This window comes from Microbacterium sp. CR_7 (genome assembly GCF_041954755.1).
In the GTDB taxonomy this organism is placed as follows: Bacteria; Actinomycetota; Actinomycetes; order Actinomycetales; family Microbacteriaceae; genus Microbacterium.
In genome coordinates this window covers 523,863-549,674 of record NZ_JAVAYF010000002.1, presented here as the reverse complement: position 1 = coordinate 549,674, position 25,812 = coordinate 523,863, and the positions used below count along the sequence as shown (strand labels likewise).

The window sequence follows — 25,812 nt, the reverse complement described above, 5'->3', positions numbered from 1 at the left end:
GGCGAGGGGGGAAGCGGGACGTGATCATCGGAGGAAGGCTGCGGCGACGCCGGAGTCGACCGGGATGTGCAGGCCCGTGGTGCGGCTGAGCTCGGGTCCGGTGAGCACGTAGACGGCGTCGGCGACGTTCTCGGGCACGACCTCGCGCTTGAGGATCGTGCGGTTGGCGTAGAACTGGCCGAGGTCCTCTTCGGCGACGCCGTAGGTCGCGGCACGGTTCGCACCCCATCCCGAGGCGAAGATGCCCGAGCCTCGCACCACGCCGTCGGGGTTGATGCCGTTGACGCGGATGCCGAATTCGCCGAGCTCGACCGCGAGCAGCCGCACCTGGTGGGCCTGGTCTGCCTTGGTCGCGGAGTAGGCGATGTTGTTCGGGCCGGCGAAGACGGAGTTCTTCGACGAGATGTAGATGATGTCGCCGCCGAGCTTCTGGTCGATCAGCACGCGGGCTGCGGCCTTGGACACGAGGAACGAGCCCTTGGCCATGACGTCGTGCTGCAGGTCCCAGTCCTTCTCGGTGGTCTCCAGCAGCGGCTTCGAGAGCGAGAGGCCGGCGTTGTTGACGACGAGGTCGACGCCGCCGAACGCGAGCATGGCCTCGTTCAGCGCCGCCTGCACGGCATCCGCGTCGGCGACGTTCGCGGCGACGCCGATCGCGACATCCGTGTTGCCGAGTTCAGCGGCGGCGGCCTGCGCCTTCTCCAGGTCGAGGTCTGCGACGACGACGCAGGCGCCCTCGGCAGCGAGACGGGTCGCGATCGCCTTGCCGATGCCGCTGGCCGCGCCGGTGACGAACGCGATACGGCCCTGGTGGCTCTTCGGCTTCGGCATCCGCTGCAGTTTGGCCTCTTCGAGCGCCCAGTACTCGATGCGGAACTTCTCGGCGTCGGAGATGGGGGAGTAGGTCGACAGCGCCTCGGCACCGCGCATGACGTTGATCGCGTTGACGTAGAACTCCCCGGCCACGCGGGCGGTCTGCTTGTTCGCCCCGTACGAGAACATGCCCACGCCGGGGATCAGCACGATGAGCGGGTCCGCACCGCGGATCGCGGGCGACTCGGCGGTCGCATGGGCGTCGTAGTACGCCTGGTAGTCGGCGCGGTACTCGGCGTGCAGCTCGTGCAGGCGCGCGAACTGCTCCTCGAGCGACGCCGTGGCCGGCAGATCCAGGATCAGCGGCTTGACCTTCGTGCGCAGGAAGTGATCGGGGCAGCTCGTGCCCAGGGCCGCCAGCGCGGGCGCCTTCTCGGAGGCGAGGAAGTCGAGCACGACCTCGGAATCGGTGAAGTGGCCGACCATGGGCTTGTCGGTCGACGCGATGCCGCGGATCGTGGCGGCGAGAGCCGCAGCACGCTCGCGGCGCTCGGTCTCGGGCAGCGCCTCGAAGCCGGCGCGCACGGCGCCGAAGGGGTCGGCCTTGCCGTGGGACTCGATGTACGCCGCGGCGGTGTCGATGATCCAGAGCGAGTTCCTCTCGGACTCCTCCGAGGTGTCGCCCCACGCGGTGATGCCGTGACCGCCGAGGATGCAGCCGACCGCCTGCGGGTTATGCGCCTTGATCTCGGCGATGTCGAGTCCGAGCTGGAAGCCGGGGCGACGCCACGGCACCCACACGACCCTGTCGCCGAAGATCTTCGTCGTCAGCTCCTCGCCGTCGGCCGCCGTCGCGATCGCGATACCCGAGTCGGGGTGCAGGTGGTCGACGTGCGCCGCATCGACCAGGCCGTGCATCGCGGTGTCGATCGACGGGGCGGCCCCGCCCTTGCCGTGCAAGGTGTAGTCGAACGCGGCGACCATCTCGTCCTCGCGGTCCACGCCCGGGTACACGTCGACGAGCGCCCGCATGCGGTCGAGGCGGAGCACCGCGAGTCCCTGCTCGGTCAGCGTGCCCAGATCGCCGCCCGAGCCCTTGACCCAGAGCAGCTCCACCGGCTGCCCGGTGACCGGGTCGGTCTCGGTGCCCTTCGCCGAGGTGTTGCCCCCGGCGTAGTTCGTGTTCTTCGGGTCGGCGCCCAGGCGGTTCGACCGCTCGATCAGAGCGGCGGCGGTGGGGTTCGTCATCAGTCGTGTTCCTTGATCGAGGGTCGTGGGAAGGGCGCTCAGGCGCCCCAGCCGGCCTGCACGCCGCCGACGCGGTCGGCGGCGATCTTCCGCTGGTACCCCGACTCGGCGTAGGCCTTCATCGGGTCGGCGGGAAGGCCGCGGCTCTCGCGCCACTCGGCGAGGGCGGGGCGGACGTCGGTGGAGAACGCGTCCATGAACACGGCGTTGGCCGCGAGCACGTCGCCCGACTTCTGCGCGGCGGTCAGGGCGTCGCGGTCGACGAGCAGCGCGCGAGCGGTCATCTCCTGCACGTTGAGAACGGAGCGGATCTGGCCGGGGATCTTGTCTTCGATGTTGTGGCACTGGTCGAGCATGAACGCCACGTCGGGGTTGTTCAGGCCGTCGCCGCGGATGACCTCGAAGAGGATGCGGAACAGCTGGAACGGGTCGGCCGCGCCCACGATCAGGTCGTCGTCGGCGTAGAAGCGCGAGTTGAAGTCGAACGACCCGAGCTTGCCGAGGCGCAGCAGCTGCATCACGATGAACTCGATGTTCGTGCCGGGGGCGTGGTGGCCGGTGTCGAGACACACCATGGCCTTGTCGCCGAGGGCGCTGACCTGCGCGTAGGAGGTTCCCCAGTCGGGAACGTCGGTGTGGTAGAACGCCGGCTCGAAGAACTTGTACTCCAGCACGAGGCGCTGGTGGTCGCCGAGACGGGCGTAGATCTCCTGCAGCGACTCGTGCAGGCGATCCTGGCGTCCGCGCATGTCGGCCTGGCCGGGGTAGTTCGACCCCTCTGCGAGCCAGATCTTGAGGTCGCGGCTGCCCGTGGCGTCCATGACGTCGATGCAGGCGAGGTGGTGGTCGATCGCCTTGCGGCGGATCGCGGCGTCCTCGTGGGTGAGCGCGCCGAACTTATAGTCGTCGTCCTGGAACGTGTTCGAGTTGATGGTGCCGAGCTCGACCCCGTGGTCCTCGGCGTGCTTGCGCAGGTCGGAGAAGGAGTCGACGAGGTCCCAGGGGATGTGCAGGGCGACGCTGGGTGCCAGAGCCGTGTACTTGTGCACCTGCGCGGCGTCGGCGATCTTCTCCCAGGGGTCGCGCGGCGTGCCGGGCGTGCCGAAGACTTTGAAGCGGGTGCCGGAGTTGCCGAACGCCCAGCTGGGGAGCTCGATGCCCTGCTTCTCGAGCGCGGCGAGGTGGTCAGGGGTGAGGACGGACATTGTCACTCGCTTTCTGTGCAGATGAATCGTTTCATAAGGTATGCCAGACCGCGGCATCCGTCAACCGCTCGCGAGCGAATGGATAAAGTTTCAGCACGGGGGTCGATGTGAGGAGGGCGTGGCGATGGCGGTGAGCGTTCGCGATGTCGCCGATCGCGCGGGCGTCTCGGTCGGCACCGTGTCGAACGTGCTCAACAACGTCGACCGCGTGAAGCCGGAGTCGGTCCGGCGTGTGCAGGCGGCGATCGAGGAGCTGGGGTATGTCCGCAATGACGCTGCTCGCCAGCTCCGCGCCGGTCGGAGCCTCATGGTCGGACTCGTCGTCCTCGACGTGCGCAACCCGTTCTTCACGGAGCTGGCCCGCGGGGCGGAGCGCGAGGCGGCGCGGCGCGGGCTGTCGGTCGTCCTGGCGAACAGCGACGAGGACGTCGTGCAGGAGGCACGCCACATCGACCTCTTCGAGCAGCAGCGGGTGCGCGGCATCCTCCTGTCTCCCTATCAAGAAGCGGGTCCACGGCTGCGGCGCATGCGCGACCGGGGCATTCCCGCCGTGCTCGTCGACCGCCGCGGAGCCGACGACTCCTTCAGCAGTGTGTCGGTCGATGACGAGACCGGCGGATTCCTCGCTGTGCGGCACCTGGTGGACACGGGGCGTCGACGACTGCTCTTCGTCGGCGGTCCACTCGACATGAGGCAGATCGACGATCGACTCAGGGGCGCGCATCGTGCGGTCGTCGGGACGGACGCGGTGCTCGCAACCCTGTCGTCGGAGGCGTCGACGGTCGAGGCGGGGCGCGCTGCAGGCGACAGGATCGCCACGATGCCCGCCGTCGATCGCCCGGATGGGATCTTCTGCGCCAATGATCTCGTCGCGCTCGGCGTGCTGCAGGGGCTGCTGACGCACGGCATTCGCGTTCCCGACGACGCCGCTCTGATCGGCTTCGACGACATCGACTTCGCCGCTGCTGCCGCGGTGCCGCTGTCGTCCGTCCGCCAGCCGAGCCGGCTCATGGGGGAGACTGCGATGCGGATTCTGCTGGAGCACAGCGATGACCCGACGCGAGCGGCCGAGCACGTCGTCTTCCAGCCCGAGCTCGTTGCGCGCGACTCGACTCGACCACCACTCGACGCGTAATGCGGTGCGTTGCGCACGGCCGGTTCGTGACATGCTCCGCGATCCGTTACGATGGCTAGGTGCATCCGGTCTTCACGGAGCGGATGCCTGGAGACGTCGCATAGTCCGGCCTAGTGCACCACCCTGCTAAGGTGGAGTCCCCTCACGGGGACCAGGGGTTCAAATCCCCTCGTCTCCGCAGAGAGAATCCCCCGCTTCGGCGGGGGATTTCTGCGTTCGCGTGTGGTGGCCCGCCCGGGGAAACAGCGATCCCCCTCACGTTCGGGTCGTGAGGGGGATGCGGTATCTCGCTGTGTATGGGGGGCGAGCGGACGCTGTCCTGTCGTGGGATCCCCATCCCGCGTCGCCGATCCCCAGAACGGCCGGAAGCATTCGCTCCGTCGTTGGAGACGTTTCACCTTCCCATGCATTCGCATAGGGCTGCGCGAAGTTTGTACGCAGTCACCAAACGAATGTCCAGAAGCAATCTGCACCTATGTCTAACCTCTACTAGCCAAAGGTCTAGGGCGTGGCTGTACCATCGGCCAGCACCCGTGACCTCCGCACTCAGCTCCGCGGCCAGTCACTGGTCAGGTACGCCTCGACGGCTCGATGCCGGAATGAGTACGGCTTGCCCCGATCGATGATGCCCCGCACGGTGTCGAGGCGCTGCGCTGTCGGCCCCGCCTCCGTGACCCGAGCGAAGCCCATGGCCTCAGCGATGCGCGTCGCGGTGCGCTCGGCGACAGGCAGGTCGGCCATCGCCTGCAGGAGCTGACGCTCGCGAGCAGGGAGACGTTCGAGGATCCGTTCGACATGTGCCGTGGCTTCGCGCTGCGCTCCACGCCACCCCTGTCGGACCTGCGCCGTCGTGATGGTAGAAGACGAGCCGGCGTACCAGGCCTGTTCTCCGGCGAGTTGGAAGAGGAACGGCTCTCCGCGGCAGAGGTCGACGATCGCGGCGGCAGCGCCGGGCTCCATCCGCACTCGGTCTGTGCCGCCGCCCTCATCGGCGACCCGCCACCCATCGAGCACGAACTCCTGCAGTGCTTCCGCGAGATCCTCGTCATCGATGGCGGAGAGGGTGGTGGTCTTGAAGCGACGCGCGAAGGTCGCGCCCTTGCGCGCACCCGCCATGTCTTCGAAGTCGGGGAGACCCGTCAGGTAGACCGCGATCGGCAGGGAGCGACTGACTCGAGCACCGCCCGGCACCTCGACCTCGATCTCGTGGGACAAGGCGTCACCGAGCGCGATGAGCAACTGGGAGAGTGCCTTCTCGTCGGTGATGTTCTGCACTTCATCGATATGGATGAGTGCCACCACCCGTCCGTTACGGACCGCCGCGGTTCCGACCTCCACGAGCAGCTCTGTCAGGGCCGCGTACGGCTCGCGGCCATCCGAACCTCGAAGGGTGAGCGACATGCCGGAGACCGCGACGGCCTGCACTCGGGCGATCGCGTCGCTGATCCGCTTCTCCCGGGTCGAGGGGAGTCCGGCACTGTCCGCGAGGCCGAGCACGGCCTCGGCGACGAGCTTGAGCGGGTCGGCACCCGCCGGGATGCGGAGCTGCGGGGTGACCCAGTCGCCGGCGCGAGCGGCATCCTGCGCGATGCGTCGCACGAGGCTCGACTTTCCGAGCCCGGGTTCACCGAGAATCGTGCGTCCGCGTTCCGGAAGTCCTGCAAGCCTGCGAGGTCGCACGACGTCGCGCCAGTCGCTCAGCTGCTCGGTGCGGCCGGCCCAGACCTCCGGAATGGTGTCGGAGCCGGGACTGAAGGGATTGTCTAGGGCGGTACGCACGTTGATAACATTATCAGAGCTGTCCGTGCGGATAATGTTATCAACAGGCGCGGAGGCGGTCTCATGTGGCACCTGCTGCAGGAATCCGGGCTGGATTGCGGCAGGAGGTGCCAACTGAGGGAGCAGGGTCAGCGGGTGATCTCCTCGAGCACCTCGATCACATGGCGGTAGGCACGACCGGTCGCCCGAGTCATGCCGAGCTCGCACGTGCGGTTGGCGGAGACGTACGCGTCGAACTCGCCCGCGCGCGCGGCTTCCGCGACCTCCGCGGATTCGACCGCGGTGGCGCTCGCTGTGAGCTCGGGATGCAGCATGCCGCGGTCGCCGGCGAACGCGCAGCATCCCCATCCCTCCGGGATGAAGACGTCGTCGGCGACGGCGTTCGCGATGGCCGTCAGGTCGCCGTTCGCTCCCAGTGCCGTCGTCGAGCACGTCGGGTGCACCGCGATGCGCGGCAGCTTCCCGGTGACCGTCAGCGTCGGCAGGAGCTCGCGAGCGACGTAGGTCGTGGCGTCCTCGATCACGATCCCCGCGTATTCGGGATGCTCCGCCGCGCGCTTCGTCAGCATCACGCGCAAGCCCTCGGTGCAGGATGCCGCGTCGCACACGACCGGGATCTCGCCGCCGCGACTCGCATCCCACAGGGCGGCGAGCACGCGGTCGACCATCCGCTCGTACCCCGCCAGGTGGCCCTTCGACTTCCACGGCGTGCCGCAGCACAGTCCGCCCGCGTCGGCGGGGATGGCGACCGGCACCCCCGCGCGGTCGAGCAGGGCGCGGACGGCGTCGCGCGAGCCGATCCCGTGATCCTCCGGACCGAACATCGTGCCGACGCAGGCGCCGAACAGCACGACCTGCGCGTCGGCGGGGTCCTGCGCCGTGGGCGCCTTCGATCCGCCGCGCGGCAGTGCGGCGTCGTACAGCGGAACGACATCGTCGCCGAGGAGGCCGCGGCCGATCGCGGTCACACCGCGGACCAGCGGCGCGGGCAGGGCGTCGGCGACGGTCAGGGCGATGCCGCCCAGGCGGGTCACGGCGCCCCAGCCCTTCGCCGCGGCATCCCACGCCGTGTCCTCGACCTTCGACGCCTCCTCGGCGCGGAGCCTGCGCACGAGGTCGCCGGTGTTGATGTCGACGGGGCAGGCGACGGCGCACATGCCGTCGACCGCGCACGTCTGCACGCCGTCGTAGTCGTAGTCGGCGCGCAGGTCGGCGAGCAGCGCGGTGTCGCCCTGCTCCTCGGCCCACGCCATGTCGCGTCGTAGCACGATGCGCTGACGCGGGGTGAGCGTGATGTCCTTGCTGGGGCACGTGGGTTCGCAGTACCCGCACTCGACGCAGCGATCGACCTCGTTCTCCACCCTCGGCACGCGCTTGAGGTCGTGGAGGTACGACTCCGGATCATCGGACAGCACGACCCCGGGGTTCAGGATGCCGGCGGGGTCGAGCAGGTGCTTGATCTCCCACATCATGTCGGTGAGGACGTCTCCGTACTGGCGCCGCACGAACGGCGCCATGATCCGTCCGGTGCCGTGCTCGGCCTTGAGCGACCCGCCCTGCGCGAGCACGAGATCGACGAGGTCCGCCGTGAAGCGGCGATACCGGGCCAGGCTCTCGGGGTCGTCGAACCGTTCGTTGAGGAGGAAGTGCACGTTGCCGTCCTTGGCGTGCCCGAAGATCACCGACTCCTCGTACCCGTGCTCGGCGAACAGCTCGATGAGCCGCTGGCAGGTGGCGAGCAGCCGGTCGACCGGCACGACGATGTCTTCGAGCAGCGCCGTCGTGCCCGACGGACGCGCTCCCGCGACCGCGGTGTAGAGGCCCTTGCGCACGTGCCACAGCGAGGCCCGCTCGGCCGCGTCGGTGGTGAGGCGCGCGGGCGTCGCGAGGGGCAGCTCGGCGAACGCGGCGAGAGCGGCGGCCGAGGCGGCCTGCAGCTCGTCGACATCGGCGGCGTGCGTCTCGACGAGCAGCGCCGCGTGGTCGCGGACGTCGATGTCGGCGATCGCCGCAGGCACGTCGCTGAGTCCCTGCGCGACGCGCAGGGACGCGGCATCCAGAAGCTCCACGGTCGCGAGGCCCTGTGCGACGAGCCCGGGCAGCGCGGCCATCGCGTCGGCGAGCGTGGTGAAGACGAGCAGCCCCGTCGCGATGCAGGGCAGCACGGGAACGGTGCGGAATCGTGCCTCTGCGACGAACGCGAGAGTCCCCTCGGAACCGATCACGAGGTGCTCGAGGATCTTCACGGGGTCGTCGAAGTCGAGGAGCGCGTTGATGCCGTACCCCATCGTGTTCTTCATCGAGAACTGCTGCTGCACCATCGCGACGTGCGCGGGCGAGGCGCGAAGGCGGTCACGCAGATCGAGCAGTCCCGCGGCGATCGCCGGCTCTCGCTCGCGCAGCAGATCGAGGGCGTCGGGAGCACCCGTGTCGAGCACCGTGCCGCTCGGCAGGACGAGCAGCAGCGAGTCGATCGTGCGGTAGGAGTTCTCGGTGATGCCGCACGCCATGCCGCTGGAGTTGTTGGCGACGACGCCGCCGATCGTGCAGGCGATCTCGCTTGCGGGGTCCGGGCCGAGCTTGCGAAGGTACCGCGCCAGCCGGGTGTTGACCTGTCGCACGGTGGCGCCCGGCTCGACGCGGACGAGCTCGCCGCCGTCCTCGACGACGATGCCGCGGAAGGCGCTGCGGGTGTCGACGAGGATGTCGCCCGACACGCCCTGCCCCGAGAGGCTCGTGCCGCCCGAGCGGAAGGTCATGGTGCGGCCGGCATCCCGGACGGCGGCGAAGGCGCGCGCGACGCCGGCGGCATCGGTCGGCGACAGCACGGCATCCGGGATCAGCAGGTAGTGCGACGCGTCGTGGGCGCGGGCGAAGCGGTCGATGGAGCGTACCGAGACCGCGGTGTCCGGCCCGAGGGTCTCGTCGGACAGCGGGTGCGCGAGCGTGGTGGGCATGAGGCTCCTTCGCCGAATCAAGATTGTCAGACAAGAATACCGAAGACCCTAGCGTCCTCTACGCTGGGGGCATGACCTCTGACGCCGCCGAGCGCCTGGGCGTCGTCGGCGTCGTGGAGGCCGTGACGCGCCGTCTGCGCGACCAGATCCTCGGCGGGGAGATCGGCGCCGACACCGCGCTCACCGAGGCCAAGGTCTCGGCCTCGTTCGGCGTCGCACGCCCGAGCGCGAAGGCCGCGATCGAGCAGCTCGTGGCATCCGGCCTGCTGGTGCGCACCGCGCACCGCAGCGCGCGCGTCGTCGCGATCGACCCGGAGATGGTCCGCGACGTCTACCGCACCCGGACGCGACTCGAGAGCGCCGCACTGCGCGAGCTCGCGCAGAAGCGCACGGTGCCGGAAGCCGCGCGAGCCGCCAACGCGGAGCTGCTCGCCATGCCCGCCGCCGCCGACACGGCGACGGTCGTCCCCGACCTCCGCTTCCACACCGCTCTCATCGACGCGGTCGGCAGCGAGCGCACGTCGCGCATGTACCGGAGCGTGCTCGACGAGGTGCGGTTGTGCATGACCCAGGTGCAGGGCAGGCGACTACTGGAGGCTGCCGAGATCGCGCAGCAGCACGCGGCGATCCTCGACGCGGTCGCCGCCGGCGACGCTGACCGCGCCGCGCGTTTGCTGGGCGACCACCTCGGTGCAGCGGAGGGGCGCCTGGTCGAGGCTCTGGTCAGCCCCGCGAGGTGATGAGCTGCTCGTCGAGGTTGAAGACCTCGACGAGGGTGGTCGCCGCCTGGTCCGCGCGGCCGTCGAGACCGACGAAGAACTCGGCCATCGACGCCTCCCACCGCGCGGCCACGGGAGAAGCGGCGAGGTACTCGCGGGCTGCGTCGTCGTCGTCGGTCTCGTAGTAGCCGAACAGCCGGGCGTGCTCACGGTCGACGAAGATCGAGTAGTTGCGGCGCCCGGCGGCGGCGATCTCGGCGAGCATCTCGGGCCACACGGGGGTGTGGCGCTCGATGTAGGCATCGAGCATCTCGGGCCTCACCTGCAGGGTGAACGCGATGCGGATCATGTCGCTCCTCGGATGTCGGGTGGAGTGGGCTTCAGGGCATGGCGGTCGACCGCCGGACGACCAGTTCCGGCGGGAACACGGTCTGGCGCGGGATGCTCTCGGGGTCGTCGCTCTCCTCCAGCAGGATGCGCAGTGCCGTGCGTCCGATCATGGCGCTGGGCTGGCGGATCGACGAGATGGGCACCGCAGCGGCGCCGGCGAAGGAGATGTCGTCGAAGCCGATCAGCGCGATCTCCTCCGGCACCAGCATCCTCCCGTCCACCGTGAGCGACTGGAGCAGGCCCAGGGCGACGAGGTCGTTCGCCGCGAACAGGGCGTCCGGCCACTCCCGTCGCGGGCGCTCCAGCAGCCGCAGTCCTGCTGCCGCTCCCTCGTCGACGGTCATGGCGGACGTCGACAGCACCTCGAACTCGATCGCCTCGGCGGCGTTGTCGATCGCCACGCGTGCCCCGGCGATGCGGTCGGTCACCTGCCGCATGTCCATCGGACCGCCCACGAAGGCGATGCGGCGACGCCCGGTCTCGATGAGGTGCTCGACCGCGAGGCGCCCGCCCGCGACGGAGTCGACCGACACGGAACTGAACCGGCTCGCGCCCCCGAAGCGGTCGACGAGCACCGCGCGGATGCCGCGGGCTCGCAGGCGCTCGAGCCGGGGATGGATGTCACCGTAGGGCGAGATCAGCACGCCCCGCACCTGCTGCTCCTCGAACAGGTCGAGGTACATCCGCTCGCGAGCCGTGTCCTCGTCGGTGTTGCCGTAGAGGATCGCGATGCCATGGCGCGACGCCTCGTCCTCCGCGCCGCGGACGACGTCGTTGAAGAAGGGATTCTGTCCGTTCAGCACCACGAAGCCCACGGTGTTCGACACCCCGACGCGCAGTTTTCGCGCGGCCTCGTTACGCACATAGCCCAGTTCGTCGATGGCGCGCTGCACGCGCTGCGCCGACTCGGCGGAGACCATGTCCGGTCGATTGAGCACGTTCGACACGGTGCCGACGGAGACGCCGGCGGCGTCCGCCACGTCTTTGATGCTCACCGGCATGTGCGTCGTCATTCCTCGCTGCTGCGCCCTCGCAGCATCCGTTGCGGCCCGTTGCGGTTCGTGTCGAATCCGTGACTTGACCGGATTGTGTTCCATGCCTACAGTAGCCATGAATCGAACCTGAATCGATTCAGATCGTACACCCACCCTCGACGAGGAGGAACCCGTGGCGAACAGCGCTCCGCCCGCACCGACCGATGCTCCGGTGGTGCTCGAGCTGTCGAAGGTCGTGAAGGCCTTCGGTGCCGTCGTGGCTCTGCGATCGGGCAGTCTGCGGCTGCACTCCGGTTCGATCCACGCTCTGATCGGCGAGAACGGGGCCGGCAAGTCCACCCTGGTGAAGATCGTGGCGGGGCTCTACCGACGCGACGGCGGCGACCTTCGTCTCAGCGGCGAAGAGGTCGACTTCACGTCCACCGCCCAGTCGAAGGCGGCGGGGATCGCGGTCATCTACCAGGAGCCCACGCTCTTCCCCGATCTCTCGGTGACCGAGAACATCTTCATGGGACGCCAGGTCACCGGGCGGTTCGGACGGATCGATCGCAAGGCCATGCGCCACGAGGTCGAGCGGCTGTTCACCCGCCTCGGCGTGACGATCGACCCCGATCGCCCCGCCGAGGGACTGTCGATCGCCGATCAGCAGGTCATCGAGATCGCCAAGGCCGTGTCGCTCGATGCCAAGGTGCTCATCATGGACGAGCCGACCGCGGCGCTGTCGGGAGTTGAGGTCGAACGGCTCTTCGCGATCGCGCGCAGTCTGCGCGACGAGGGCCGCGGGTTGATCTTCATCTCGCACCGCTTCGACGAGGTGTTCGCACTGTGCGACACCGTCACCGTCATGCGCGACGGCTCCTACATCTCCACCACGGCCATCGCGGACACGACCCCCTCCGAACTCGTGCGGCAGATGGTCGGCCGTGACGTGACCGACCTCTTCCCGAAACAGGAGGTCGAGATCGGCGGACCCGTGCTGGAGGTCGAAGGGCTGACCAGTCCTGGGGTCTTCCACGACATCAGCTTCACCGTGCGATCCGGCGAGATCGTCGGACTCGCCGGACTCGTCGGCGCCGGTCGCAGCGAGGTCGCCCGGGCGGTCTTCGGGGTCGACGACTACCAGGAGGGACGCGTCACCATGAAGGGCGCCCCGATCCGGCGCGGCCGTCCGACCGACGCGATGCGCGCCGGTATCGCGCTCGTCCCGGAGGACCGGCGCAAGCAGGGACTCGTCATCGAGTCGGGCGTCGGTCGCAACATCACCATGGCGATCCGCCGACAGCTGTCGCGGTTCGGCCTCATCACGACCGGCGTCGAGAACCGCGCGGCGAAGGTCTGGGCGAGCCGTCTCGAGGTGAAGTCGCACGCGCTCGACACCCCCGCGGCCACGCTCTCCGGCGGCAATCAGCAGAAGGTGGTGCTCGCCAAGTGGCTGGCCACCCGCCCCGACATCCTCATCATCGACGAACCGACCCGCGGCATCGACGTCGGCACGAAGTCCGAGGTGCACCGTCTCCTGTCGGAGCTCGCAGGGGAGGGGATGGGCATCCTCATGATCTCCTCCGAGCTCCCCGAAGTGCTCGGCATGGCCGACCGCGTGCTCGTCATGCGCGAGGGCCGGATCACCGCCGAGATCGATCGGCGGGACGCCACCAGCGAGAACGTCATGTTCGCCGCCACGCACGCAACGGAGCAGCACTCGTGACCTTCACATCCACCACCCGCATCCCGGTCTCCGGGCTCACCAAGCGGATCGGCACCCTCGGCAAGGCGCGCGAGTTCGGCATCCTCATCGCTCTGGGCATCGTGGTCGTCGTCGCGACCGCGAGGAACCCGAGCTTCCTGTTCTCCGCCGACGGCTGGCGCGACCTGCTCCTCACGCCGTCGATCCTCGTGCTCGTGGCCATCGGCCAGGCGATCGTCATCATCACCCGCAACGTCGACCTCTCCGTCGGATCGGTGATGGGACTCACGGCCTACCTCACCGGCCGACTGTTCATCGACGTCCCTGCGCTGCCGATCCCCGTCGTGGTACTCCTCGCGGTCGGGTTCGGCGCCGTGCTCGGACTCGTGAACGGCGTCCTTGTGGCCTTCGCCCGTGTTCCCGCGATGGTCATCACGCTCGGCACGCTGTACGCGTACCGCGGCATCAACGTCATGTGGGCGGGATCGACGCGCGTGAACGCCTCCGACATCCCCCGCGAGTTCCTCGCGATCGGCACCGGGCAGCTCCTCACGATCCCGCTTCTCGCGATCGTCGCGGTCGTGCTGCTCGTGGTGATCGCCTGGTACATGCGCAACACCCGCGGCGGACGCGAGTACTACGCGATCGGCTCCGATCCGTCGGCCGCCGAGCTCTACGGCCTGCGGGTCACCCGGCGCGTGCTCTCGGCGTTCGTGCTCTCGGGGGCGCTGGCCGGACTCGCGGGCGTCTTCTACGTCGCCCGATACGGCACGGTCAGCTCTCAAGCAGGAGCGGGGTGGGAGCTGGATGCCGTCGGCGCCGCCGTCATCGGCGGCGTGGCGATCACCGGCGGTGTCGGCACCCTCTGGGGCGCGGCCATCGGCGCCATGCTCCTCATGACCATCAACCGGGCGCTGCCGATCCTCGGCATCCCCGACTTCTGGCAGCGCGCCGTCGTCGGCGTCCTGATCATCGGCGCGATCGTGCTCGACCGCTGGCTCGCGGTCCGGCAGAAGCGGCGCCTCATCGAAGCGAGGGACCAGGCATGACCACCGCGACCACGACATCGACGAACCGCGTCTCGCGCGACTTCGAGAAGCCGCTCTGGCGACGGGTCCTCGTCAGCCGCGAGATGGCCATCGTCGCGCTCCTCGTCATCGTCTCGGCATACGCCATCGCCGCCGTGCGGGGGTTCGGCCAGCCGATCACGCTCAACTACCTCCTGCTCGACGTCGCGCCTATCCTCCTGATCGCTCTGCCGATGACGCTCGTGATGATCACGGGGGAGATCGACCTCTCTGTCGGGAGCATGGTCGGACTCGCGAGCGTCGTGACCGGCGCGAGCGTGCAGGCCGGCATCCCCTTCGAGGTGGCGGCACTGCTCGCGCTGCTCGTCGGCGTCGTCGGCGGAGCGTTCAACGGCTTCCTCGTGACGACCGTCGGATTGCCGTCGCTCGCCGTGACGATCGGCACGCTCGCGCTCTTCCGCGGCCTCGCGGTCGGGGTGCTCGGCACCACGGCCGTCACCGACTTCCCCGAGACGTGGACGGCGCTGGCGAAGGCGAAGATCGCCGGCACGACGATCCCGTACATCATGGTTCCCTTCCTCGTGCTGCTCGTCGTGTTCGTCGTGCTCCTGCAATTCACTCCGTTCGGTCGCGGCGTCTACGCGATCGGTCTCTCGAAGGATGCCGCGCGGTTCTCGGGGGTGCATGTCGAGCGCACGAAGTTCCTGCTGTTCGTGCTGTCGGGCGTCGTGTCGGCTTTCGCGGGCATCTATTTCACACTCCGCTTCGGCAGTGCGCGAGGCGACAACGCGACCGGTCTCGAACTCCAGGTCATCGCCGCGGTGGTGCTCGGCGGAGTCTCGGTGTTCGGCGGTCGCGGTCAGATCTACGGCGTCGTCGCCGCCGTGCTGCTCATCGGCGTGCTCTCCAGCGCGCTGCGTCTGGCCAACGTCACGTCCGACGTCATCAACGTCATCACCGGCGTGCTCCTGGTGCTGTCGGTCGTCGGCGCCAGCATCCTCACCTGGCTCCAGAGAGCCCGACGGCGTCCCGGCCGTCCCCCTCGCGTCGCAGCGTCTCCAGCCTCATGACGAACTGCGCCTCCGGCCGACGGCACCCGTCTCGGTCGTCCGCACGAAAGGAAGAACAATGAAGTTTGCACGCAAGCGTGTGGCCGCCGTGGCGGCAGCCGTCGTCGTCGCGACGCTCGCCCTCGCGGGCTGTGCCGACACGGGCAGCTCCGGCGGGGGATCGACCGGCGGCGAGGGAGGGGGCAGCGACAACCTCGCGATCACCTTCCTGCCCAAGAGCCTCGGCAACCCGTACTTCGACACGTCGAGCAAGGGCGGCAAGGCTGCCGTCGATGAGCTCGGCGGTACGTTCGCCGAGGTCGGCCCCGCGGAGTCCACTCCGGATGCGCAGGTGAGCTACATCAACACCGCGACGCAGCAGGGCGTCGGCGCACTCGTGGTCTCGGCCAACGACCCGAAGGCCATCTGCGACGCACTCGACGAGGCCCGCGACGCCGGTGTCAAGGTCGTCACCTTCGACTCGGACACCAATCCCGAGTGCCGTGATCTGTTCGTCAACCAGGCGACCGCCGAGGGCATCGCGAAGGCGCAGGTCGACCTGATCGCGGAGCAGATCGGCGACGCCGGCGAGATCGCGATCGTGTCGGCCACGGCCAACGCGACGAACCAGAACGCGTGGATCGACATCATGAAGGAGCTGCTCGCCTCCGAGCACCCGAACATCCAGCTGGTCGACGTCGTCTACGGCGACGACGACGAGCAGGTCTCGTTCGACAAGACCGCGGCGCTGCTGCAGAGCCACCCGAACCTCAAGGGCATCATCTCGCCCACGACGATCGGCATCTCGGCCGCTGCGCGCTACCTCTCCACCTCGGACTACAAGGGCAAGGTCGCGCTGACCGGTCTCGGCACGCCGAACCAGATGCGCGAGTACGTCGAGGACGGCACGGTCACGGCGTTCGCGCTGTGGAACCCGGAGGACCTCGGCTACCTCGCCGCGTATGCCTCGGCCGCGCTCATCTCGGGCGAGATCACCGGCGAGGAGGGCGACACGTTCGAGGCGGGCAAGCTCGGCGAGTTCACGGTCGGCGAGGACGCCACCGTGCTGCTCGGCGACCCGTTCGTGTTCGACAAGGAGAACATCGGCGAGTTCGACTTCTGAGTCGAGCTGCTGCAGCACGGAGCGCCCCGGTCGGATTCGACCGGGGCGCTCGTCACTGCTTCAGGGGCGGGATGCCGTCACGCTGTGTTCACTCAGCGAGTGTGGCGGTCCACCGTGCGAGGTGAGCGAGCAGCGCGGCTGCATTCTCGGTGTCGAGGCGACGGGGATCGGCGCCGAACACTCCGTGGAGCGGGTGATCTGCGCGGTGCCGGTCCTGCCCGTACGGGTCTTCTCCCGCGGGGGCGGGGAAGCGGTCGGGGTCGGGGAGTGCGGCGACGTCGACGAGTTCCGGCGACAGCGCGTGCAGCACGAGCGATTCGAAGCGTCCGGCATGGTCGGGCGCGACGGGAGGCTCCGGCGCCTGCCCGAGCGTGCGGGCGACGGCGCGCATCGCGGCATCCGTGTCGTTCCACCGGTCGGCGACGCGGGTCACCAGGTCGCGCTGCTCGTCGGCGAAGTGCCCGCTGAGCAGCACGGCCCGCCGTACGCCGAGCGCGTCGAGTCGCGCGAGGGTCTCTCCGAGCAGCGTCTCGATCGCGTGCGGCGCATCGCTCATGATCGTCCACGGGTACCGCGAGTGCTCGCCGCCGACCGCCTGATAGTACGGGGGCAGCACAATCCCGCCGCGGAGACGGGCAGCCTCGAGGCAGATGCCGTGAGCGGTGAGGGCGTCGAGTCCGATCGGCAGATGCGGGCCGTGGAACTCCAGCGATCCGAGGGGCAGGTAGGCGACGGATGCCGAGGCGAGACGCTCCTCGATCTGCGCGGGGCTCAGCCGCTCGGCGGCGGCCGTGTCGTGGGTGCTCATATGTAGTAGTTCCTTCGCCACTCGGATCCGGCCAACTGGTCGTGCAGCCCATCGACGAGCCCGCGCCCGTCGGCGAACGACAGGTTGCGCGCCAGGCGACGGGAATTCGTCATCCCCACGATCGCCGTGCTCACAGCGGGGCTGTCGAGCACGAAGCGCACGGCGGCCTCATCGAGACCGTCGTAGTAGGGATCGGTGATCTCGCGCACCGCGGCGACCCGTTCGAGGGTCTCGGCGAAGCGGCCCTCGCGGAACATGGTCTTCAGCACCGACCCGTCGGCCCAGCTGTCGTAGGTCTCAGGAGTCCACGCGCCGCTCAGCGACCCCGAGTCGAGGGCGACGCGGGCGATGATCGCGGTCCCCGAGGCCTCGGCGGCGGGGAGGAGCTCGTGCTCGGGGCTCTGCTCGAAGATGTTGTAGATCACCTGGATCGAGTCGACGAGTCCCGCCTGGGCGAGGGCGACGCCTTCGTCGGCGCGATAGTCGCGCAGCGAGACACCGATCCGGTCGACCTTGCCCTCGTCTCGCAGGGCCTGCAGGGCGTCGAGCCACGTGCGGTCGCGGAGTCCGCTCGGCATCCAGCAGTGCAGCTGGTACAGATCGATGCGCTCGACGCCGAGCCGCCTCAGCGACTGCTCCACCTGGGCGCGCAGGTACTCGGGACGGTAAGCGGCCGCGATGTCGGGGTCGTCGACCGACGGGTGCGGCCACTGCGGCGGCTGCACCTTCGTCGCGACCCTGATGCGCTCGCCGCGCCATCGCCGCAGCGCCTCGCCGACGACCTGCTCGCTGTGTCCCGAGCCGTACATCTCGGCGGTGTCGACGAAGTTGACGCCCCGCTCGAACGCGTCGTGCAGGGTGTGGATCGAAGCCTCGTCGTCGACGGGACCCCACTGCCCGCCGAGCTGCCAGGCGCCGAACGCCACCTCGCTGATGTCCCATCCGGTGCGTCCGAACGGGCGTCGATGAACGGTCATGTGCAGGTGCGCTCCCTCACGCTCGGGCGCGGCCGTGCAGCCGCGCGATCTCGCGCACGAATCTACGGATCGGCGCTGCCTGCGCCCAGCACCCGGAGCGCCGAAACATGGACCGGACGATCAGCGGCGATCCGCGCGGACGTCAGGGCCGCAGGGTCGAACTCGCGAAGCGGCTGGGCGCGACGCCGAACGCGCGGCGGAACGCGCGGGAGAAGTACAGCGGATCCTCATACCCGACGAGGCGGGCGACTTCGCTGACCCGCAGTCCGGTCGTGCGCAACAGGGTCGCCGCCTCGCGGAGGCGCAACTGCCGTATCCACGCCTGCATCGGCTCGCCGAGGTGTCTGGTGAAGAGTCGCTGAGCGGTCGTCTCACTGCAACGGGCCGCTTCGGCGACGCGGGCCACGGTCAGCGGCTCGGCGATGTGATGACGGATGAAGGTCATCATGAGCTCGAGGGAGCCGGGCAGTGCGGCGTCGTGGGCGTGGTCGTCCGACCACGCCGCGTTCTCGGCGAGCACGAGCCGCCCGAGTGCGCGGAAGTACTCCTCCTCGAATCCGCCCTCGCCGAGGCGCTCGATCGCGATGGTGCCGAACTCGGTGATGCGGCGCGCCGCGGCGTTGCGCATCGAGGCGAGCCCCGGCCGGAACTTCGCCGCGTCGCCGTGGCGCGTCGGGTCGGCGAGCAGCGGGTCGCCGGGCTGGAACGCCACCCGCGGGATCACGGAGACGCCCCGGTCGTGCCGGGGAACGATGTGCAGGGTGCCGATGTGGAAGGGCGTCCTGGTGCTGGCCCGGTACTCGACGCGGTGCCGCCACGGCAGCCGCAGGATGTGCTGCTGCTCGACCGTGAAGGGGCGTCCGTTCGCGATGATCTCCCCGGTGCCGCTGACGATCCACACGAACGACACACTCATCACGTGCGGATTGAGAATGTGCTCCCCCGTGGAGAACCGGTACCAGTTCGCCCCGACGACGACCGGATCGTCGTCGGGGCGCTCCACGGTCATGCGACGATGCTAGCCGCCGACTCGCGCACCGCGCCGTCGAGTCGGACGGTCACGGCCCCGGCCTCGTAGACCGCCACGGGGTGCGCGAACGGCTGCGGTGTCGTCTGGTCGGCGTGGACGAGCGCGATTTCGGGGAACTCCCGCAGCAGGGCGGTGATGGCTTCGCGGATCTCGACCCGCGCGACCTGCTGCCCGATGCATCCGTGAATGCCGTAGCCGAAGCCGATGTGCCCGAAGGCGTCGCGGGTGACGTCGAAGTCGTCGGGGTTCTCATCGCCCCAGTGGCGCGGATCGCGGTTGGCGCCCACCGGGGAGACCGACACCGAGGTGCCGGCGGGGATCGTGGTTCCTCCGATCTCGACGTCCTCGGTCGCGGTGCGCGCGAAGAGCGTGATGAACATGGCGCCTGCGCGCATGAACTCTTCCACGGCCGGGCGGATCTGCTCGGGGTCGTCGCGCAGGATCGCCATCTGCGCCGGATGCGTGAGCAGCGCCACGGATGCCGTCGCGATGAGATAGGCCACCGAGTCGCGCCCCGCGCCCATGAGCAGGCGGAGCAGTCCCTCGATCTCGATGCGGTCGAGGTCGCGGTTGTCGAGGAGGTCGGTGATGACGTCGTCGCCGGGTGACTCGGCGCGCTCGGCGAGCAGCATCCGGATGAAGTCGTACTTCTGCTGCGCGGTCGAGGACTCGACGAACAGCGCGACGAAGGCGGGGTAGTGGTGGTCGGGGATGCCGATCACATGGCAGTGCGTCCGCGCGGAGATGTGCATGCCGTAATCGCGCCACAGGTCGACCTCGGGGCCGATCTCGCGCAGGTGCTCGATCTGTTCGGCGACCATGGCCTGGATCCAGGGCTCACGTCCGCGTGCCTGACGCACGGAGAACCGGGGCATGACGGCGCGGCGCAGCTTCGCGTGCTCCTCGCCGTCGAGGTTCAGCAGATTGAGCGCGTCCGAGGCCTGGCCGGCCTCGTCGAGCGCGCCGGGGAGCTCCAGCGGAACGGCTTCGGCATCCGCCACCTCGCCGTGGGCCGTCGCGTGCAGGTCGGCGTCGGGACCGACCGGCATCCTGCTCGGCCGCATGCTGAAGCGGGGGTCCTGCAGGACCGCCACCACCTCGTCGTAGCGGGTGGCGACGAGACCGCGGTGCCCGTCCTGGAACTCGAGCGGTGTGAATGCGCCCTCCTCACGCCACTCGGCGAGGCGCGGCGAGGGATTCAGGGGAGTGCCGTCGCCGGGGAGGGAACGGGCGTGGAACGGACATTCAGCGGGGATCGACATCGATCGTGCTCCTTCGGTCTCAGGTGGTGCGGGTCGAGGGGTGGTGGGTGTCGACGACCGCGGCGCGAGCGGTGCGGAAGGCGCGGGGAGCGGCATCCCAGCCGACGACGCCGCGGACGTCTCCGTCGACGTCCCGGCCGGCGAACACGCGCCCTCTCGTCTCCGTCTCGGGCGTGATGTCGTCGAGCGCGTGCTCGGGATCGAACCACCCGTAGGCATGGATGCGGGTGCCGTGCAGCTCCGACCAGAACAGCGGTACCGGATGCGGGCTTGCGCCGCCGTGCGCGAGTCGGGTGCCGACCGCGATGGCCTGTTCGATCGCGTAGCTCTGGTGCTCGATGCGGGTACGACGGCCGGTGACCGGGTCGGCCCAGGCGGCCACGTCACCCACGGCCGAGACCCCGGGGGCGGCGATCCCGTCGCTGTCGCAGGCGACGCCGTCGGCGACGTCGAGAGCCGAATCGCGTAGCCAGTCGGTGCGGGGCGTGCCGCCGATCATGGTCACGACGAGGTCGACATCGCGATGGCCGCCGTCTGCGAGCTGGAGGCGGGTGACGTCGCCCTGCGGCTCCGCCGAGAGGATGCCGGCGCGCAGCGCCAGTTCGACCCCGTGCTCCTCGTGCAGATCGGCGAGCTCCGCGGTGAGCAGATCGCCCACGCCGCCGAAGCTCAGGGTTCCCGATCGCCCGATCAGCAGCGTCTCGGCCTCGCGCTTGCGCGCGGCGCTCGCGATCTCCGATCCCAGGATGCCGGATCCCACGACCGCGACGCGGCGAGCTCGGTCCAGGCGGTCGCGGAGCGCGAGGGCGTCGTCCATGGTCCGCAGCATCAGCGCGTCGGGCAGGGCGGGGTGCGCGCGCGGACTCGTCCCGGTCGCGATGACGAGCTCGTCGAACTCGATCGGGCCGACCGTGGTCGTGAGCACGCGGGCTCCGACGTCGAGACCGGTCGCGGCACAGCCGGTGCGCACGTCGATCCGAAGAGCGTCGAGCTCGTCGCTCGTGCGGATGCCGGCTTCGCCGGGACCCCACTCGCCCGCGAGGATCTGCTTGGACAGCGGCGGTCGGGTATACGGAAGGTGGCGTTCCTCGCCGAGGAGGACCACCTCGCCCTCGAAGCCCTCCTGCCGCAGTGTCTCGGCGGCGGTCAGTCCGCCGATCGAGGCGCCGACGACGACGACGCGGTCGCGTGCGGGCATGATCAGGTCAGGGTGATCGCGCGAGCCGGGCACAGACGCGCCGCGCGCGTGGCCGCATCGGCATCCGCTCCCTCGGGCTTCGGCTCGAGAAGGAGGACGATGCCGTCGTCGTCCTGATCGAACACTTCGGGCGCCACCAGGGCGCATTGACCGGCTCCGACACATGCGCTGGTCTGAACGACGACGTTCATCCGTACTCCTCGGGTGCTGACGGGATCGACCCCTCTGGGGGTCGATGCGGTCAATTCAAGTGCGCAAGCTCCGTCTTCTCCACGTCACGTTCGGGCAATACATGGACTGGACGATCACCGCAGCCCGGCGGACGTGTCGGGTTCGTCTGGCACACGCCCCGCCGTCGGCGCAAGCCCGAGACCTCGGCGGCAGGTCGATGCCAAGCTGTGAGCATGAAGCTCGTCTCGTATGCAGGTCAGCAGCTGGTCACTACCGACGATGTCGCTGACGCCCTCGTGGTGCTGGCAGCGGCGATCGCGAACGAGGGGGAGTCCGATGCACTGCAGATCCCGATCCTCGTGAACGGTCAGGAGGACACCGCCGAGCTCGTGGTCGGGCTCGGCAATGACGTCCTCGTCGGGCCGAGCGCTTCGGAGGGTGCCGACCCCGACTTCTCCGAGGATGCTGCTCGTCTGCGCAGTCACCACCGCTTCCCGCGACGGGATGCCGCCGGCGGGACGACCCCGCCCGTGGAGTGGGGCATCGACGTGATCGACGACCTCGACATCGACCTGCGTCCCTGACCGCGACTGCCTGCCGGACTGCAGAAAGGGAACCGATATGCCTGCGACGAAGGTGCTGTTCATCGGCGGGACGGGGATCATCTCGTCGGCCGCCAGTGCGCTGGCGGCGGAGCGCGGCATGGAGGTGACGCTGCTCAACCGCGGCCGATCGCAACGTGAACCGGCCGAGGGCGTCGAGGTGCTGACAGCCGACATCGCCGACGATGCGGCGGTCGACGCCGCGCTCGCCGGGCGTGAGTTCGACGTCGTCGCCGACATGATCGCCTTCACCCCCGACCAGGTGCAGCGCGACATCGACCGCTTCGAGGGGCGCACGGGGCAGTACGTCTTCATCAGCTCGGCGTCGGCGTACCAGAAGCCGGTCGCGCACCTGCCGATCACGGAGTCGACGCCGCTGCGGAACCCGTTCTGGCAGTACTCCCGCGACAAGATCGCGTGCGAGGAGCTGCTGACGGCGGCTTATCGCGACCGCGGATTCCCGGTCACCGTGCTGCGCCCGTCGCACACCTACGACGAGTGGACGATCCCGGCCTTCGGTGGGTGGACGGCGATCGATCGCATCCGCCGCGGTGAGCAGATCGTGGTGCACGGAGATGGCACGTCGCTCTGGACTCTCACGCACTCGCGGGACTTCGCGGTCGGGTTCGTGGGCCTCTTCGGGAACCCGCTCGCCTACGGCGACACGTTCCAGATCACGAGCGATTTCGTCTACACGTGGAACGAGATCTACGGGATGCTGGGACGCGCTGCAGGCGCCGAACCGCGCCTGAGCTACGCCACGAGCGCCGCGATCGAAGCGGAGCTGCCGGATCGCGCGGGGCAGCTCACCGGCGACATGGCGCACTCCGTCGTGTTCGACAACACGAAGATCCGACGGCTCGTACCGGACTTCGCGCCGAGGATCGGGCTGCACACCGCCGTGCGCGAGATCATCGATCGGCACGACGCCCACCCCGAGCTGCAGCGCGTCGACCCTGCGGTGAACGCCGCCTTCGACCGACTGCTCGCCTAGTTCGGCGCGAGCACGGCGAGCACGTTCCCGGCCGGGTCCCTGAACCAGGCGATGTCGGGACCTCGGCCCGGCTGTCCGTGCGAGATGCCCTTCGCGTCGGTGCCGAGCTGCGGGTCGTCGTAGATCTTCGTGACCACGCCCCGGGCGTTGAGCTCGTCGACCGCCGCCTCGACGTCGTCGACGGGGAAGTTGAGGATCGTGAAGCTCGCCGGCTCGTGATCCGGCTTCGCGTAGACGAGGATCGAGCCGCCGTCGCCGAGCGAGATGTCGAGGAATCCCATCTCGTTGGTGGTCACGTCCATCCCGAGGACGTCGCCGTAGAACGCGCGGGCTGCGTCGATGTCGTCGACGCTGAAGCCGCTGAAAGCGTGGGTGCTGTCGAATGCCGTCATGCGTTCAGCATGCGCCTCTGCGGAGTCGGTGTCCACCCTGCATCCGATGATCCGCGCGCGCGGAAACACGCCGGAATCCCATTACTTCCGCATGGAGGTTTCTGCTAGTCTGACCGCGGGCAGAACGTGCTGCCCGCTCCCGCACTACGAAGGAAGGTCACCGTGGCCCTGCCAGAAGCATCGGTCCAGCTGTACACGCTCGCGGCGGAGTTCTCCGCCGACATGGAGGGCTCGCTCGACAAGCTCGCCGCGATCGGACTGCGCAATGTCGAGGCGTTCGACTTCGTCGGTCGCCCCGATCAGATCCGCGCCGCGCTCGACGCTTCGGGCCTCGCCTCGCCGACCGGCCACGCGCCGCTGCTGTCGGACGAGCTGTGGACGCCGGACGGCTCCATCCCGACGCCCGCGCCCGAGGTCGTCTTCGAGGCGGCCGCCAAGGTCGGCATCAAGACGGTCATCGATCCGTTCGTGCCGACCGATCGCTGGCAGACGCTCGAGAGCGTGGCCGACATCGCGGAGCGGCTCAACACGCTCACCGAGACCGCCGCAGGGTTCGGGCTCGAGGTCGGCTACCACAACCACGCCCAGGAGTTCGTCGCCGACTTCGACGGCCAGACCGCCTACGAGCGGTTCGTCGCCCTGACCGACGAGCGCGTCGCCATCGAGCTCGACCTGTACTGGGCGCTCGTCGGCGGCCAGGACGTCACGGCACTCGTGTCGCTGCTCGGCGATCGCCTCGTGGCCGCGCACGTCAAGGACGGCGTCGCGCCCGCGAGCAACCCGTTCGCGCCGGGCGCAGAGAGCTTCGGCTCCGAATCGCTCGACCAGCGTCACGCAGGCACGGGCGACGTGCCCCTCGCCGAGGCGCTGCGCGCAGCATCCGACCTGAAGTACGCGGTCATCGAGTACGACAACGCCCCGGGCGACGTCTTCGCCGACATCGCCGCGAGCTACTCGTTCCTCATCGAGGGAGGCTTCGCCCGATGAGCGCGGTCGGCATCGGCATCATCGGCGTAGGAGTCATCAGCGACACCTACCTGCAGAACCTCTCGTCGTTCCCCGACACCGAGGTGCTCATCGTGGGCGACCTGCTGCTCGACCGCGCCCAGGCGCAGGCCGAGAAGTACGGTGTTCCGGCGTTCGGTTCCGCGGAGGACGTGCTCGCGCACCCCGGCGTCGACCTCGTCGTGAACCTCACCATCCCCGCCGTGCACATCGAGGTCTCGCGCGCCGCGATCGCCGCCGGCAAGCACGTCTGGACCGAGAAGCCGCTCGGACTCGACCGTGACGGGGCGGCGCTGCTGCTCCGTGAGGCCGAGGCTGCCGGGCTGCGCGTCGGATCCGCTCCCGACACCCTGCTCGGCCCCGGATTCCAGGCGGCGCGTCGTGCCATCGAGAGCGGCGTGATCGGGCGCCCGTTGTTCGCGCAGACGACGTTCCAGACACAGGGCCCCGACCTGTGGCATCCGAACCCCGGGTTCCTCTTCGCGCAGGGAGCCGGCCCGCTGCTCGACATGGGCCCGTACTACTTCTCGGCGCTCGTCAGCCTGCTCGGCCCCGTGGATCGCGTCGCGGCCGTGGGTTCCAAGGCGCGCGAGGAGCGTGAGATCCACACCGGGCCGCTGGCTGGCACGACGTTCCCGGTCGAGGTGCCGTCGACCATCCAGATCGTGACGGCGTTCGAGGGCGGCGCTCAGGCGCAGAGCCTGCTGAGCTTCGACTCGGCGCTCGAGCGTCACGGGATCGTCGAGATCCACGGCACCGAGGGCACGATCGTGCTGCCGGATCCGAACACGTTTGCCGGCCGCATCGCGTACGTCAAGCCGCTCGGCGTCATCCGCGACGGCATGTCGTTCCAGCAGGAATGGATCGAGGTCGAGCACGCCGACATCGAGGTGGGCCGTGGTCTCGGCGCACTCGACATGGTGCGTGCGATCGCCGAGGGGCGCCCGCACGTCGCCTCCGGCGAGCTCGGGTACCACGTGCTCGACGTGCTGCTGTCGGCGCAGGATTCCGCGCTGTCGGGCACGACGGTGGTGGTCGAGAGCACCGTGGCGCCCGTGCCACTGCTGCCGGAGGGCTTCGACCCCTTCGCCGCCACGCTCTGACGCGTACGGAACGTGCGGGTCCGTCGGCTCACGCCGGCGGGCCCGCTTTCGTCTGTGCGCCGCGAGCCCCGAGCGTCGAGCTTCGGTCGGCACCTGAGGTGGGAATTCTGCGCGGATTGCAGCAGGAGGTGCCAAGCGGGGCGAG

23 protein-coding genes and 1 tRNA gene are annotated in these 25,812 nt (G+C 69.4%); 11 read left to right on the top strand and 13 right to left on the bottom strand.

The genetic code is table 11. The features are described from left to right. Positions 1-24 precede the first annotated feature (24 nt). Both RAC81_RS05825 and rhaI read right to left on the bottom strand, forming a co-directional pair. Complete coding sequence (locus RAC81_RS05825) at positions 25-2,061, bottom strand: bifunctional aldolase/short-chain dehydrogenase (protein ID WP_375081444.1); 2,037 nt, start codon at positions 2,059-2,061, stop codon at positions 25-27. A 38-nt stretch (positions 2,062-2,099) separates the two neighbouring features. After that, on the bottom strand, positions 2,100-3,266 hold the full coding sequence (rhaI, locus tag RAC81_RS05820; RefSeq protein ID WP_375081518.1) for an L-rhamnose isomerase: 1,167 nt from the start codon (positions 3,264-3,266) through the stop codon (positions 2,100-2,102). A gap of 124 nt (positions 3,267-3,390) precedes the next feature. Between rhaI and RAC81_RS05815 the strand changes: the two genes are divergently transcribed. Next, positions 3,391-4,401, top strand: a complete 1,011-nt coding sequence (locus RAC81_RS05815) for a LacI family DNA-binding transcriptional regulator (RefSeq protein ID WP_375081443.1) — start codon at positions 3,391-3,393, stop codon at positions 4,399-4,401. Between the two features lie 89 nt (positions 4,402-4,490). After that, a tRNA-Ser gene (locus RAC81_RS05810) sits at positions 4,491-4,579 on the top strand. Positions 4,580-4,947: 368 nt separating this feature from the next. Here RAC81_RS05810 and RAC81_RS05805 read toward each other — a convergent pair. Beyond that, the gene (locus tag RAC81_RS05805) at positions 4,948-6,180 is read right to left on the bottom strand and encodes an ATP-binding protein (protein ID WP_375081442.1); all 1,233 of its coding nucleotides are present in this window, start codon (positions 6,178-6,180) and stop codon (positions 4,948-4,950) included. A gap of 128 nt (positions 6,181-6,308) precedes the next feature. After that, positions 6,309-9,137: an FAD-binding and (Fe-S)-binding domain-containing protein gene (locus RAC81_RS05800; protein WP_375081441.1), complete on the bottom strand. Its 2,829-nt coding sequence runs from the start codon at positions 9,135-9,137 to the stop codon at positions 6,309-6,311. A 71-nt stretch (positions 9,138-9,208) separates the two neighbouring features. On the opposite strand from RAC81_RS05800, the gene RAC81_RS05795 reads away from it, so the two are divergent. Further along, a complete protein-coding gene (locus RAC81_RS05795) occupies positions 9,209-9,877 on the top strand; it encodes a GntR family transcriptional regulator (protein WP_375081440.1) in 669 nt (222 codons plus the stop codon). Here RAC81_RS05795 and RAC81_RS05790 read toward each other — a convergent pair. Then, positions 9,861-10,205, bottom strand: a complete 345-nt coding sequence (locus tag RAC81_RS05790) for an L-rhamnose mutarotase (RefSeq protein ID WP_375081439.1) — start codon at positions 10,203-10,205, stop codon at positions 9,861-9,863. The genes RAC81_RS05795 and RAC81_RS05790 overlap by 17 nt on opposite strands. Positions 10,206-10,236: 31 nt before the next feature. Continuing rightward, entirely contained in the window at positions 10,237-11,247 is a 1,011-nt protein-coding gene (locus tag RAC81_RS05785; RefSeq protein ID WP_375081517.1) for a LacI family DNA-binding transcriptional regulator, read from the bottom strand. A 166-nt stretch (positions 11,248-11,413) separates the two neighbouring features. Here RAC81_RS05785 and RAC81_RS05780 point away from each other — a divergent pair, with 166 nt between their 5' ends. The 4 genes from RAC81_RS05780 to rhaS are packed head-to-tail and all read left to right on the top strand — an operon-like array spanning position 11,414 to position 16,125. Further along, a complete protein-coding gene (locus tag RAC81_RS05780; protein WP_375081438.1) occupies positions 11,414-12,946 on the top strand; it encodes a sugar ABC transporter ATP-binding protein in 1,533 nt (510 codons plus the stop codon). Then, positions 12,943-13,974: an ABC transporter permease gene (locus tag RAC81_RS05775; protein WP_375081437.1), complete on the top strand. Its 1,032-nt coding sequence runs from the start codon at positions 12,943-12,945 to the stop codon at positions 13,972-13,974. Before RAC81_RS05780 ends, RAC81_RS05775 begins: the two co-directional genes overlap by 4 nt. Further along, positions 13,971-15,023: an ABC transporter permease gene (locus RAC81_RS05770; RefSeq protein ID WP_375081436.1), complete on the top strand. Its 1,053-nt coding sequence runs from the start codon at positions 13,971-13,973 to the stop codon at positions 15,021-15,023. Before RAC81_RS05775 ends, RAC81_RS05770 begins: the two co-directional genes overlap by 4 nt. A 58-nt stretch (positions 15,024-15,081) precedes the next feature. After that, on the top strand, positions 15,082-16,125 hold the full coding sequence (gene rhaS, locus RAC81_RS05765) for a rhamnose ABC transporter substrate-binding protein (RefSeq protein ID WP_375081435.1): 1,044 nt from the start codon (positions 15,082-15,084) through the stop codon (positions 16,123-16,125). Positions 16,126-16,213: 88 nt separating this feature from the next. On the opposite strand, the gene RAC81_RS05760 is transcribed toward rhaS, so the two are convergent. The 6 genes from RAC81_RS05760 to RAC81_RS05735 form a co-directional block, all read right to left on the bottom strand. After that, positions 16,214-16,933, bottom strand: coding sequence for a creatininase family protein (locus RAC81_RS05760; RefSeq protein WP_375081434.1), 720 nt, complete (start codon positions 16,931-16,933; stop codon positions 16,214-16,216). After that, complete coding sequence (locus tag RAC81_RS05755; protein ID WP_375081433.1) at positions 16,930-17,910, bottom strand: aldo/keto reductase; 981 nt, start codon at positions 17,908-17,910, stop codon at positions 16,930-16,932. Before RAC81_RS05755 ends, RAC81_RS05760 begins: the two co-directional genes overlap by 4 nt. A 142-nt stretch (positions 17,911-18,052) precedes the next feature. Beyond that, positions 18,053-18,919, bottom strand: coding sequence for a helix-turn-helix transcriptional regulator (locus RAC81_RS05750; protein WP_375081432.1), 867 nt, complete (start codon positions 18,917-18,919; stop codon positions 18,053-18,055). After that, positions 18,916-20,202: a cytochrome P450 gene (locus RAC81_RS05745; RefSeq protein WP_375081431.1), complete on the bottom strand. Its 1,287-nt coding sequence runs from the start codon at positions 20,200-20,202 to the stop codon at positions 18,916-18,918. The genes RAC81_RS05750 and RAC81_RS05745 overlap by 4 nt, the downstream gene beginning before the upstream one ends. A 19-nt stretch (positions 20,203-20,221) precedes the next feature. Continuing rightward, positions 20,222-21,400: an NAD(P)/FAD-dependent oxidoreductase gene (locus RAC81_RS05740; protein WP_375081430.1), complete on the bottom strand. Its 1,179-nt coding sequence runs from the start codon at positions 21,398-21,400 to the stop codon at positions 20,222-20,224. Positions 21,401-21,402: 2 nt separating this feature from the next. Then, complete coding sequence (locus tag RAC81_RS05735; RefSeq protein WP_375081429.1) at positions 21,403-21,591, bottom strand: ferredoxin; 189 nt, start codon at positions 21,589-21,591, stop codon at positions 21,403-21,405. A gap of 213 nt (positions 21,592-21,804) precedes the next feature. Here RAC81_RS05735 and RAC81_RS05730 point away from each other — a divergent pair, with 213 nt between their 5' ends. After that, positions 21,805-22,155: a hypothetical protein gene (locus tag RAC81_RS05730; protein ID WP_375081428.1), complete on the top strand. Its 351-nt coding sequence runs from the start codon at positions 21,805-21,807 to the stop codon at positions 22,153-22,155. A 37-nt stretch (positions 22,156-22,192) separates the two neighbouring features. Continuing rightward, positions 22,193-23,167: an NAD-dependent epimerase/dehydratase family protein gene (locus RAC81_RS05725; protein ID WP_375081427.1), complete on the top strand. Its 975-nt coding sequence runs from the start codon at positions 22,193-22,195 to the stop codon at positions 23,165-23,167. Here the strand turns inward: RAC81_RS05725 and RAC81_RS05720 are convergent. Next, the gene (locus RAC81_RS05720; RefSeq protein ID WP_375081426.1) at positions 23,164-23,559 is read right to left on the bottom strand and encodes a VOC family protein; all 396 of its coding nucleotides are present in this window, start codon (positions 23,557-23,559) and stop codon (positions 23,164-23,166) included. The genes RAC81_RS05725 and RAC81_RS05720 overlap by 4 nt on opposite strands. 162 nt (positions 23,560-23,721) lie before the next feature. Between RAC81_RS05720 and RAC81_RS05715 the strand changes: the two genes are divergently transcribed. Together RAC81_RS05715 and RAC81_RS05710 are read left to right on the top strand one after the other, a co-directional pair. After that, positions 23,722-24,546, top strand: coding sequence for a sugar phosphate isomerase/epimerase family protein (locus tag RAC81_RS05715; RefSeq protein WP_375081425.1), 825 nt, complete (start codon positions 23,722-23,724; stop codon positions 24,544-24,546). Further along, positions 24,543-25,667, top strand: a complete 1,125-nt coding sequence (locus tag RAC81_RS05710; protein ID WP_375081424.1) for a Gfo/Idh/MocA family protein — start codon at positions 24,543-24,545, stop codon at positions 25,665-25,667. The genes RAC81_RS05715 and RAC81_RS05710 overlap by 4 nt, the downstream gene beginning before the upstream one ends. The last annotated feature ends 145 nt before the right edge of the window (positions 25,668-25,812 follow it).